The sequence below is a fragment of the Bacillota bacterium genome (assembly GCA_012842395.1).
GTDB lineage: Bacteria > Bacillota > SHA-98 > UBA4971 > UBA4971 > UBA6256.
In genome coordinates this window covers 37116-49012 of the sequence record DUSX01000038.1, presented here as the reverse complement: position 1 = coordinate 49012, position 11897 = coordinate 37116, and the positions used below count along the sequence as shown (strand labels likewise).

At 61.2% G+C, this 11897-nt stretch carries 8 protein-coding genes; 6 read left to right on the top strand and 2 right to left on the bottom strand.

What is annotated here, in order from left to right; all coding sequences use genetic code 11:
- Positions 1 to 329: 329 nt before the first annotated feature.
- Positions 330 to 656, bottom strand: a complete 327-nt coding sequence (locus tag GX515_12930; GenBank protein ID HHY33899.1) for a hypothetical protein — start codon at positions 654 to 656, stop codon at positions 330 to 332.
- Between the two features lie 699 nt (positions 657 to 1355).
- On the opposite strand from GX515_12930, the gene GX515_12925 reads away from it, so the two are divergent.
- The 5 genes from GX515_12925 to GX515_12905 all read left to right on the top strand — a co-directional run bounded on the left by GX515_12925 (position 1356) and on the right by GX515_12905 (position 8350).
- Positions 1356 to 2534: an ROK family transcriptional regulator gene (locus tag GX515_12925; GenBank protein ID HHY33898.1), complete on the top strand. Its 1179-nt coding sequence runs from the start codon at positions 1356 to 1358 to the stop codon at positions 2532 to 2534.
- A gap of 491 nt (positions 2535 to 3025) precedes the next feature.
- Positions 3026 to 4741 (top strand): beta-N-acetylhexosaminidase, encoded by a 1716-nt coding sequence (nagZ, locus tag GX515_12920; GenBank protein ID HHY33897.1) that lies wholly within the window; start codon positions 3026 to 3028, stop codon positions 4739 to 4741.
- 126 nt (positions 4742 to 4867) lie between these two features.
- Positions 4868 to 6199, top strand: a complete 1332-nt coding sequence (locus GX515_12915) for an extracellular solute-binding protein (protein ID HHY33896.1) — start codon at positions 4868 to 4870, stop codon at positions 6197 to 6199.
- Positions 6200 to 6539: 340 nt separating this feature from the next.
- Positions 6540 to 7451 (top strand): sugar ABC transporter permease, encoded by a 912-nt coding sequence (locus tag GX515_12910; GenBank protein ID HHY33895.1) that lies wholly within the window; start codon positions 6540 to 6542, stop codon positions 7449 to 7451.
- A gap of 44 nt (positions 7452 to 7495) precedes the next feature.
- A complete protein-coding gene (locus GX515_12905; protein HHY33894.1) occupies positions 7496 to 8350 on the top strand; it encodes a carbohydrate ABC transporter permease in 855 nt (284 codons plus the stop codon).
- A 355-nt stretch (positions 8351 to 8705) separates the two neighbouring features.
- Here the strand turns inward: GX515_12905 and GX515_12900 are convergent, their stop codons facing one another.
- On the bottom strand, positions 8706 to 10043 hold the full coding sequence (locus GX515_12900; protein HHY33893.1) for a xanthine permease: 1338 nt from the start codon (positions 10041 to 10043) through the stop codon (positions 8706 to 8708).
- A gap of 480 nt (positions 10044 to 10523) precedes the next feature.
- Here GX515_12900 and GX515_12895 point away from each other — a divergent pair, with 480 nt between their 5' ends.
- Entirely contained in the window at positions 10524 to 11705 is a 1182-nt protein-coding gene (locus tag GX515_12895) for an aminotransferase class V-fold PLP-dependent enzyme (protein ID HHY33892.1), read from the top strand.
- The last annotated feature ends 192 nt before the right edge of the window (positions 11706 to 11897 follow it).

The following is an 11897-nucleotide window of genomic DNA, read 5'->3' as shown; positions in this document are numbered from 1 at the left end:
GTACCAGGATCTAGGCTCCAATCATTTTGACGAGCTCAACCGCAACGCGACGGTCCGCCGCGCAGTCAAGCGACTCGAAGCCCTCGGATACAAGGTAACCCTGGAGGAGGCCGCCTAATACTGCCCCTGGGGGTCCGCGGCTCCGATGGGGTTATTTTCGGGGTAGTTCTCCATGCCGGTCTACAGTTGGTACCAGCGAAAGGATGAGAATGGCAACCGCCGCCTATTGTGGGGTAGCTACGACAGAGCCCAGTCCCGTCGGGGCTGGGCTCGGTTACTGAGAAGGAGCGCAAGCTCCTTTTCCATGGGGCCAATGGCAAACGCCGTCATCACACCTGCACAGCGCCCACTTCTATGCAGCAGACCCTGTCGAGTGGAATGGCAATTGCCTTGACTAGTTCCGTCCCTATCACTTCTCCGTCGCTGATCGTTTTCACTACAACGCAACTGTCCTCGCAGCTGCCCAGGACCAGGAACTCGTCTGTTGCTTTCAGAATCTTTGCGTTGATGACTCTCTTGCAGCACTCGCCGCATTGAAAATCAACGGTGACGCGGAGCGAGTCCGGGTCCCCTATGTGCTTGAGCGCGCTTAGCAACGGGTTAGAATGAGGAACGAAGCCGGAATCCACAGGCCTTTTTACCTCTTGCTCCTCCATTTCGCTTTCCCTCCTTAGCATCTGAGGTCCAACGCGGACCAGCCTGATGCCAGTAGCAGTCTACGCGAGATGTCCACACGGTGTTACCTGAGTGTGCCAAGACCGGTGGAGCTTGAGAGCTGCAGAGTCGGGCAGGCATGGACAACACGGACAACCAGGTCCGCGACCACGGTAACGGCATTGCGTGAGTTCCATATGCATGGGCGCCATGCCATGACGTGAACACGCGCCTATCTCACCGCAAGTTGAGCATCGGGCGTCTGCAATCGGACGAGCGGCAAGGTCCTGCCGCGCGAGCACGAGAGTGACCGCACTGGGATCTTGTGCTTGGCAGAAGAGTTGCAGGTATCAGGTGGCGACAGAGACCCGCGAGAGGGTGAGAATTCGAGCGCCCCATTGATATGGCCCCACTGATAGGGGCTCCCGAATTCGAACCCACAAGCTGTACGTGTTTTCGTCTACTCGACTGAGCGGCAGCCGGCGAGGCGCGGCAGGGACGCGGGCATCGTTGTGACCTCGTGCTTAAGTCACCTATGAGATGAGTTGGTCGCCTTTGAGATGAGAATAGCAACCGCCGACCTCCTCTGGGACCGCGCCATATTCTCAGTCGGGAATTCTCAACGTGACCATTGACATCCATCAACGCCAAGGGTATCATTAAACCGAGATCTTTTCATAGTGATAAAAGGGGCACATTTCATGCCGGGACAGAGGCGCTCGCTCTCCAGCACCAGGTTCATAAGGTCTTTCAATGTGGTCTCGGTGCTCCGGACATTATACCGGGAAGGCGCGTGCCCGAAATCGAGGATTTCTCAGATAACGAGCATGAGCCCTGCCACTGTGACGAGAATCATCTCGGAACTTGTGGAACAGGGCGTCGTAAGCGAGTATACGGTCGCGGAATCCACCGGCGGGCGCAAGCCAGTTATTTTCAGGTTGAATTATGACAAGCTTTACGTGGTCGGCATTCAACTGGTGCGGGACCGCGTCGCTCTTGGGCTATGCGACCTAAAGGGGCAGATTCTTGTCAAGAGGGTGTTCCAGCCATATTCCCTTGAGCCCAGGAGCCTCGTCGCCGAGCTGTCTAGGGAATTCGAACTTCTTTTAGGTATGAACGGACTAAACAGAGAGCACATACTGGGGAGCGGGCTCGCCATTTCTGGAATAGTGAGGGCAGATACGGGCCTCCTGGTTCGCTCGGTGAACCTTGGGTGGCGCGACGTGCCGATATCCGAGGCGCTGGAGGGGGCGCTGGGATTCCCGGTAGTGGTAGAGAACGACGCTAATGCTGCGGCCCTTGCTGAGCTGTGGTTCGGCTGTGCCCGAGATGTGTCCAACTTCATGTATCTCAAGACCGACACCGGTGTCGGGGCAGGCATAGTATGCGGCGGAAGCCTCATGGCCGGCCCGCGCGGGATGGCCGGCGAGATCGGGCACGCGCCTGTCATAAAGGACGGGCGCGAGTGCGTGTGTGGCCAGCGCGGGTGCCTGGAGACCTATCTATATGCCCAGGGCCTGCTTAGGCGGTACGAGGCTGAAACGGGAATCCACCTCGAGCAACCGAGGGACTTCTTCGAGCTTATAGTCTCTGGTGACCCAACGGCTCAGGGGATGATGAGCGAGGCCGCAGAGGCGCTCGGGGTGATGGCGTCGGTTGCGGCTACGATGCTGGATCTCGACCTCATAGTCGTCGGCGGGCTTTGGGGGGAGCTTGGGGAGAGATTCTGCGGCCCGGTGGAGAAGCGCTGCAACGAGATCATAGAGCGGAGTGGGCTGGCCAAGACCCTCAAGGTTCGCGGTTCGGCGCTGGGGGAGGATTCCGACATACGCGGTGCGGTTGGCATCGTGATCAACAGGTGGTTCACCCCACCGATATAGGCGTCGTATCCGGGCATCATTCTCGCGTATTGGCGCGCTCAGGCCCAGGCATCGTTCCAGGCACCCGAGGAGTGCAGCTTGAAAGCTTTTCCGGCTGTCCCCGCGGGAGCTAGCACCGTGAGTGCCAGGGTGGCAGACACCCGCGCAACGGTTGCAGGCGCGCCCGCGACGACGGGGCGGGAATTCAGCCTGCCGTTGCCCTGGAGGTTAGCCACTTCTTTGCAGTTCGCATATAAGTAGGTTGTTACGCGGCTGTTGAAGTTCGGCACTGCCTGCCAGCTCGGCTGACCACGGGGAAGGCTTTGCTTGCGCAGTTCGCCCGGGCCGCATTGCGAGCCGCATCGCCGTAATGTCTAGTGTCCGAGAACCAACGGTCTCTGTCACCGATGGTTCGCGCACATCCAACATCTTATCGTGCACATCGTTCCCGGGCCTGCTTTGAGCGCCAGGGACCTCGTCCGACCCGGGCCAGGGAAAGAAGGAGCAAGCCAATGAGACAAGACCTGGAGTCACTTATCGGCCAACTCTTCATTACCGGCCTGCCGGGACTTGAAGTGGACCGCGACTTCGAGACGCACTATTCTCGTTGTCCGAGCGGCGGGTTCATACTGTTCGGCAGGAACATACACGACTCCACACAGGTAAAGGAGCTTACTCGTGCCCTAGTAGACCTCGCAACGCGGCACGGCCACGACCTCGGTCCGCCGCTCGTGGCCATCGACCAGGAGGGTGGCACTTTGTCCCCGCTCAAAGGGCTTGTCCCGTCCCTTCCAGGCAACATGGGGCTCGCTGCTACGGGAGATCCCGAGGCCGCCCGCTGGGCGGGCTATGTGACCGGGCGCGGTCTTCTGTCTCTTGGCATCAATGTAAACCTCGCCCCGGTTCTCGACCTTGCCCGCGAGCCGTTGAACCCCGCGGTCGGAACCCGCTCGTTCGGTGATGACCCGCGCAGGGTCGCGCAGTTCGGAGCGGCATACGCCAATGGTCTCCTGGACGCAGGTATCCGCTTCGTGGCGAAGCACTTCCCGGGTCACGGGAGTGTGTCGGAGGATTCCCATTTCTCGCTCCCCGAGTGCGGGATGTCCAAGGATGACCTGCTGGCTGAAGATGCCGTCCCATTCATCGAGGTCGGCAAGCTCCCCCAGGCGGCTATGATGGTCGCCCACGTCAGGTTCACCGGCCTCGACCGAGATCACCCTGCCTCTCTCTCCTACCCGTTGGTGACCGGGTTTCTCAGGGGCGAACTCGGCTTTGAGGGGGTGGTGCTCACCGATTGCCTCGAAATGGGCGGGGCGCAAGCCGTTGGCTCGGTGCCCGAGGCTGCGGTGATGGCGATAGAGGCGGGCTGTGACATCATCCTCATCAGCCACACACCGGGACTTCAGGAGGCGGCTTTCCAAGCGGTGCGAGAGGCGGTTTTGTCGGGGAGGATCAGCCTGGAGAGGGTGGAGCGGTCCGTGGCGAGAATTCGTGAGTGGAAGCAGGGGCTCGGGGTGACGGTGCGCGCGTCTTCATTGCCAGCGGCATCGCAAATCCAGTGCCTGGACGCGCTGGGTGAGCGAGTGGTCACGTTGGTGAATGGCAAGACGTCATCAGGACCGTGGGTGTTCGGTCCAGGCCCGCTTGTGCTGGTGACGCCGGCCATGGACCGGATCACCCTGGCCGAGGACTCGGCGGACGTCTCGCTGCTCCTCCAAGAGCTTGATGCCTGCGGTGTCCAGTGCGTGAGAGTGCGCTGTTCGATGGATCCGGACCTCCGAGAGATAGAGGATGTTGTCTCACTCGTGGAGGGCTACTGGCGCGCCATGAAACGCGGCTCGGCGATGGGGACGGGGCTGCGCTACGCGGATGCGGCAACCGGGACAGAATTCGAAAGGGCGGGGGGTTCAGCAGGCTCGGAGGGCTTGGGTGCGGCAAGTCCGCATGTGGACGGGGCTGCCACGTGTCTGCCGCGGGTGGCGCTCATAATCAGAAACGGCGGCGGCGCCCCAGGGCAGGCGGCGTTGGCGGCCGCGTTGGAGCGGAGGTCGAGCCTGCTCTTGATAGGCATCAGGGATCCGCGCGAAGTGCGCCCTGTGCAGGCGGCGCTGGCACACCGGGCCCCGGCTCTGTTTACTTACAGCACCGAAAGCGTTGTCCTGTTTGCACTCGCGCGGGTACTGGCAGGGAAAGCGAGTCCTAAGGGGGTGATCCCGGTCCGGATGTGAGGATGCCAGAATCACTGGAGCGTTTGTGGGATAGTCACGGGAGCTCAGGCAAGTTGTCAGGGGTAAGGTGTCAAGGGTCAGGGGTCCAGGATCACAAGTCTTGCGAGGCGAGGAGGGACTCACATGTTGTCCAGAAAGCGAAAGGCGCTCGTAACCCTGGTATGCGTCTTGATGGCCGGCGCGGTCATGGGCGGGTTGGGAGGCGGCGCCGGGATTGCGGCAGATAAGCCCATCGTTCTCAGGGTCCTCAACTATCTCGACGCCACGAGCCCTGCGGCGTACCGTGAGATCACGGAGGTTTGGGAGGCCTTCGAGAAGAATAATCCCGATATCAAGATCGAACGCGAAGACCTCTTCAACGAACCGTTCCACCAGAAGACAGAGGCTTACGCGGCGGCAGGGCAGTTGCCGGACGTCCTCTACATGTGGCCCGGGGGAAGGTCCAGCACTCTGCACACCAAACATCTGGTGAAGGACCTCGCACCGTTCCTGGGAGAGATGAGGAAGGAGTTCTCCGAGGCCGCCCTGGTGCCCCAAGCCGGCGGATACCTGGCTGAACTGCCGGTCGGTGTTACCGCCACTCATGTGCTCTATGTCAATGCCAAGATGCTCCGCGATATGGGGCTTGCCATTCCCAAGACGTACGACGATCTGAAGGCGATGGTTCCGAAGTTGAAGGCCGCCGGCAAAGACGTCATCCTCATGGGCGCTCAGGACGACTGGGTGATGCAGTCCTGCCTGTTCAGCATGATCGTGGGCAGGATGTGCGGTGACAAGTACATAGATGAGGTGTTGGCGGGGAAGGCCAAGTTCACGGACGCGCCGTTTGTGAAGGCGCTCAAGTTCTATGAGTCGCTTTACGCTGATGGGGTGCTCAGCAGGAAAGTCCTGCAGACGCCGTACAACGAGGTGAATGGCTTGTTCGCTTCGGGCAAGGCTCCGTTCATGATCGACGGCGACTGGAAGGTGAGCAACTTCTTGACCGATCCGACTACGAGCCAGGCCCTCATCCCACCCCGGGACCAGAAGAACTTCGTCATGACCGTCTTCCCCGAGATCCCTGGCGAGATTAACCACAACACCACATCTTCCGTCCCAGGCGCGGGCTTCGGGATGAATGCCGACATACCCGCCGGTTCCGAGAAGGAGAAGGCAGCATGGAGGCTCATCATGTGGCTCACCTCCCCCGAGGTCCAGAAGATCCGCCTGGAGACCGGAGCAGCCTTCCCGTCCAGAAAGGGTGTGACCAGCGACAGGCTGGAGCCCCTCGCCCAGGAGCGGGCCCAGTTCTATGGCAAATTCGGCGGCACGTACGTGCTTGACAATGTCCTGCATGCACAAGTGTACGGCCCGCTGAACGTGGGTCTTCAGGAGATCGGGCTCGGGCTGTCCACGCCTGAGCAGGTGGCTGCGAAGGTCCAAAAGGCCTTGGAAAGCTGGAGGGCTTCCCAGAAGTGACGCTCTGGGAGTCTCGTAGGCTGGCTGGCGGGGTGAACCCCGTGGTATGAGCTCCGCTCCGGGGCTCCCCCGCCAGCCCAGGAGTGCGCTGCTTGCCCTATGTGGGGATGCGGAGACGGTCGCAACTCTTGACTCTTGGGTGTCGGGATGCCGGCGTTACGCGCGCGGACGGTGTCTCAAATGGGGCGCGCTGACAAAACCCCGCTTGTTTTGCAGATAGCCGGGCTTTGTCACCCCTCGTGCAATAATCACCGGCAACCCCGCACCCGCCGGAAACGGGGCACAGGCCGATGCCCTGCCGCGTGGACGCGCGGGTCTGGCAGTGTTACGGGGGTAGCTTATGGTGAAGCACAGCAAATGGAAGACAGAGCAGCGTCGTGCCTACCTTGTCTTGGTCTTGCCGGCCGTCCTTGTCTACTGGCTCGTTATGGCCTTCCCTACCGTGTTCTCGGTGGCGCTCAGTCTGACCGATTATAACGGGGGCCGGCTTTTCAGCAGCGCCAATCCGGTCCATTTCGCCGGGCTCGCGCACTATGTGAGAATGTTCTCCGACCCGTACTTCTGGATAGCGCTGAAGAACAACTTTTACATCATCCTCATTTCCGTCTTTGGGCAGATCCCCCTCGGGTTCGTGCTCGCTTACATACTCTTTAGAAAGCTTGTGAGGATGCCGGGTTTTTTCCAGACCATGATCTACCTCCCATGCACCATATCTACGATCGTGGTGGGAATCCTCTGGCAGTCGTTTTTCTCGCCGTACGGCCCGTTTTCCGAGTTCATGCAGCGCCTGAGGCCCGGGTGGGAGAACACCTTGTTCATAAACCCCAGGACCGCCATGCTGCCTGTGCTCTTCGTGCTGTTGTGGATGTACACCGGGACCTACCTCATCATCTTCCTGGCCAACCTGCAGAAGATCGAGCCTCGCATCATAGAGGCCGCCAGGATAGACGGCGCGTCCGAAGGTCAGGTGCTGAAATACGTGATATTGCCGGCTCTCTCCGGGGTGATCGTCACCTCGGCCATCCTCGCCATATCAGGCTCTTTTCAGAGTTTCAACCTCATCTTCGCGATGACTGGCGGAAACCCCGCGAGGAGGACATCGGTGCTGTCGCTGTACATGTACGATAACGCGTTTCGTGGTGCGCCGGACTACCCGCTTGCCAACGCCATCTCCACGTTCATGGTGATCATCAGTTTCGCCCTCATCCTCGCGACGAAAGCGATCGAGGGGCGGTTCGGAGGTAGGGAATGATGGGAAGACTGCGCAGCAAGCGAAGGGCGACGGGGCAAAGGAGGATGGGCGAGACGGGGGAGCTGGGGAGGAGGGAGATCGGCGTCTTCGGCCGGGTGCTGGTCTACTCTGTGCTGATCGGGTTCACCATCATGACCACCTATCCGATCGTGTGGCTCGCGTTCAGCTCATTCAAAACGACACAGGAGTTTCAGGTTAACCGCCTCGGCCTGCCCCGATCGTGGACTCTCGACAACTATCCTCACGCCTGGCGCATCGGCGGATTCAGCGTGCTGTTTCTCAACAGCCTGCTGTATACGGGCGTATCGACGGCGGCGATAGTCATCTTGTCCCTTGCGGCATCGTTCGCTTTCGCGAAGCTCAAGTCGCGGGCCACGCCGTTTCTCCACGGGAGCTTTGTAGTGGGCATCCTGCTGACGCTGCAGTCGATCATGGTTCCGCTCTTCCTGATGGCCAACGCGACGCATCTCTACAACACGCGCCTTGGGGTCCTCATCCCTTATACGGGCATAGGACTTCCCCTAGGTGTGTACCTGTGCACGGAATACGTCAAGGGCATCCCCGACTCGGTGATCGAGTCCGCGCGGATCGACGGCGCGAGCTATCTCAGGATCTTCTCCTCCATAGTTGTGCCCATGGCGAGGCCGGTGACCACGACCCTGGCGATACTGAACGTTACAAGCGTGTGGAACGAGTTCATGCTCATAAACATCCTCGTGTCGAAGAACTCCCTCAAGTCCCTGCCCGTAGGGATCATGAAGTTCTCAGGCACCTTATCCTCTGACTACGGGAAGCAGTTCGCTGCCCTCGTAATTGGCATGCTTCCCATGCTAGCCTTCTATCTTGTCTTCCGCAACCAGATCACGAAAGGCGTGTCCGCTGGGGCGGTTAAGGGATAGCGTCATGCGGCGGTCAAAGGATAACATCAACGGGCAATGCGGGATGATGAGGAGGCCCGCTCGAAGGCGGGCCGGGCCCCATCTCTTCAGCGCCGATGCACAATGCGCGGAGGTGCGGAGGTGTGGCGGACGTGCGGGTGTGGGCATGCGCGCGTTGCACGGGTGATGCACGGGCCGCGCGGAAGCGTGCACGGGTCCGCGGGGGCCGGACGGGCGACTTCTGCGCGCGCATGCATGCATGGGCAGGCCGCGCATTCATGGGCATGCGCGGCCTGCCCAGCCTCCACCATAGCCTTGCGTGGGTCTGCGGGCCGTCGTCTCGGCCAACTTCATACAGCTACGCAGCATGTACGGCCTACGCGGCCTCCGACGATGACTCCACCGCTGCAGCCCGGGTTCTCACCGGGAAGAATTCGAAAATAAGGTTTAGGATGATGCCGAATATGGCAGCGCTAGCGATAGCGGGCAGCTTCATCCCGAATGCCGGGATCATCCCGTTGGGGAAGGCGAAGCTGCCGCCGATGCCGATAACCAGGATGGTTGCGGCGACCGCAAGAGTCCTGGGGGAGAAAAGGTCCACTTTCTCCGAGATCATGAGGGCCACGCCTTGCACGCCTATGACTCCGAACAAGTAGATGGATACGCCGCCGATGACTGCGCCGGGCACGCTGCTGACCGCCGCGGCGAGTTTTCCGAAGAAGGACAAGCCCATCGCTATGACCGCCGCCAGCACTAGGACCGGCACGGAGAAGTTCCGGGTGATGGCCATGACGCTGTTGTTTTCGCCGTAGTTGGTCCCGGCTGGCCCGCCGATCGCGCCGGCGATCATATCGCCGAGCCCGTCACCGATGAGGTTCGTGCCGAGCAGGCTCGCTATGGGATAGCTCTTCTTGCGCCCGAGTTGCTTGGCGAGGTTGTTGACGTAAAGGTCGATCTGGTAGAGGTGAGCCGTGGACTCCGGGATGGTCGCGATGGCGATCGGCATGATGGCGAGAATGGCGACCGGGCTCCACGACGGGAACGTGAAGTGGGGAGCGGTCACGGCCGCGGCGCGACCGATCGTGGCGAAGTCAACCAGGCCGAGCGGTATGCTGACGAGATAGCCCACGGCCACGCCGAGGAGCACTGGAAGCTGCCCGAGAGTGCCCCGGAGGTACACCGAGAACAGAATGGTGGCTAGGAGCGTTATGAGCGCCGCTGTCCAGTTGCTTGCAGCGCCGCTCATTGCCGTGCCGGCGAGGGATATTCCAATGACAATGGCTACGCTGCCCGTCACGACAGGCGGCAAAACCTTCTCCACCTTGTCTCTACCGAAGCGGTTTATAATGATGCCCGCAAGGATGGACACGAGGCCCGAAGCCACGATGCCGCATTGCGCCTGAGAGATGAGGGAGTCTGGGGCGACTGCGCCGAGGGTCTTCACGCCCGTGATAGCGGCGACCGCCGCGATGTACGAGAAGCTGGAACCGTAATAGAGTGGGATTCTACCGCGAGTGACCAGAATGAAACCGAGGGTCGCAAGGCCGCTTGCGAAGAGCGTGGTGGAAACGTGGAACCCGGTCAGCAGCGCTACCAGCACGGTGGCTGGGAACATGACGACCACCTGTTGCAAGGCGAAAAACACTAGTTTCCACGCTGGGGGCGTGTCATCGGGAAGGTAGCCGACGATCTGGGTATTTGTCTGGGTAGACATGGTGCTCGACCTCCTCCAAGTGTGAGTCTGCCCGGTTACCCCCGGAGCGGGACACACGGAGCGGGACACACAAAAAGGCACTTCCGCCTGCCGGACAGGAAGTGCCTTGCATTGCGCGGCGCGTGTCCGCCTATACTCCCTTGCCGGCCTCGCTGGACCGTCTTAAAGGGTAACCCTTGTCTCAAGTAGCAGTATAGTAGCGTTTCCATCCGTGTGTCAAGGGAGGCGGGCGATGTTTTCGTGCCGTTTCGAGCGCGATTTGTGGCTTTTGCCTCGTCTGTCGGTGGCGCGACTCGCGGCGCCGGGACCTGGTGTTGCGACGCTGCCCGCCCGCTGCCACGATCGTGAATTGCAGGAGAAAGCACGCCGTCGCAGAAAGAAGTGAAACACCAAGGCTTGCCCGCGGCTGCGACGGGGAGAGCGCGGCTCGACTCAGTTCGGGGGGGGCCGCGCATGAGCTTTCCTCGGGAGGTGCGTCCTATGGATGTTGAAGAGATTCGGCGGTGCATCCCTGCGCTTTCGAAGCATGTCTACATGAATACCGGCTCTTCGGGCCCGTGTCCGCGGGTGGTCGTGGAGTCGCTGGTTGATTCGGAACGGTTCCAAAATTACGAAGGCCCCGTCGTGCCGGACGTTGCGGAGAGCCTCCACCTGCGTTATGCCTCGGTGCGTCCGCGCGTCGCCCGGTTCGTAGGTGCGGATCCCGATGAAATCGCGTTGCTGCAGAATACGAGCGAGGGGGTCAACACAGTCGCTGCCGGCATTGACTGGCGAGAAGGCGACGAGGTCGTGATCTCGGCGCTAGAGCATTCCACCGGCTACCTCCCGTGGTTCTACCTTAGGGACACGAAGGGCATCAAGGTGAAGATCGTCGGCCCGCAAAGTCCTTCTGACGCGGTGCGCGAGATCACAGTCGCGGACGTGCGTTCGGCGCTGACGGCCAGGACCAGGCTCATCTGCATGAGCCACGTGGCATACTGCACAGGCGCGCGGCTGCCGGTGGAAGAGGTAGCCGAGCTTGCCGCCGGGCGCGGAATACCGTTCTTGGTCGACGGGGCCCAGGCGGTCGGCGCGATCGACCTTGATGTCCACGAGATCGGCTGCGACTTCTACGCGCTACCGGGGCAAAAATGGCTCCTCGGGCCGGAGGGGACGGGCGCGTTTTACTGCCGCCGGGACCGGCTGGAAGCTGGAACACTCGGCCTTCGCGGCGTGGCCTGGGCGTCCATCGACTCGAGCAGCATCTGGGACGGATACCGCCTGAAGGCAAGCGCGGCGCGATTCGAGCTCGCGACGGTGAACGCGTCGACCTTCGTGGCCCTTGGCGAGGCGATCGACTTCCTGTCACGCGTGGGAATGCGCGAGATCGAAGCGAGGATCGCAGGGCTCTGCGGTCACCTCAAGAGAGAACTCCTGAAAGTCCCAGGCGTGCTGCTCTTCACCCCGGTTGAGGCGAGTCGTTCCGCTGGACTTGTGGCTTTCGACATTGGCGGATGGGAACCTGAGCGCGCTTGCGAGGCGCTCTTCGAGAGATGGAACATCGTGACGCGGTCGATCCCGTGGCCGCGCGCGGTTCGGGCTTCGATACATTTCTTCAACACCGAGGAAGAGGTAGAGCTTCTATTGAAAGCCGTCCGGGCCCTCGCGGGTGAGAGGGCCTAATACCGGCATACCGGCACGGACCTCACGTACCGGGGTACACGCACCACGCCACGCACCATGCACAGGTCGGCTTCGTCGCCATCCTCGGGCAACGGTGTCGCGCTTGGGGCAATGGTCTCGCACCTCGGGCCGCCGGCTCGTCCGGCGGCCCTGTGCTTAGGAATGCATGCATACAGCCATCCATCCGTCCAT

What these genes read in the sequence shown, in the direction of transcription:
- GX515_12900 (HHY33893.1), bottom strand. Translation starts at nt 10,043, where the DNA reads ATGTCTACCCAGACAAATACCCAGATCGTCGGCTACCTTCCCGATGAC.
- GX515_12930 (HHY33899.1), bottom strand. Translation starts at nt 656, where the DNA reads ATGGAGGAGCAAGAGGTAAAAAGGCCTGTGGATTCCGGCTTCGTTCCT.
- nagZ (HHY33897.1), top strand. Translation starts at nt 3,026, where the DNA reads ATGAGACAAGACCTGGAGTCACTTATCGGCCAACTCTTCATTACCGGC.
- GX515_12910 (HHY33895.1), top strand. Translation starts at nt 6,540, where the DNA reads ATGGTGAAGCACAGCAAATGGAAGACAGAGCAGCGTCGTGCCTACCTT.
- GX515_12895 (HHY33892.1), top strand. Translation starts at nt 10,524, where the DNA reads ATGGATGTTGAAGAGATTCGGCGGTGCATCCCTGCGCTTTCGAAGCAT.
- GX515_12925 (HHY33898.1), top strand. Translation starts at nt 1,356, where the DNA reads ATGCCGGGACAGAGGCGCTCGCTCTCCAGCACCAGGTTCATAAGGTCT.
- GX515_12905 (HHY33894.1), top strand. Translation starts at nt 7,496, where the DNA reads ATGGGCGAGACGGGGGAGCTGGGGAGGAGGGAGATCGGCGTCTTCGGC.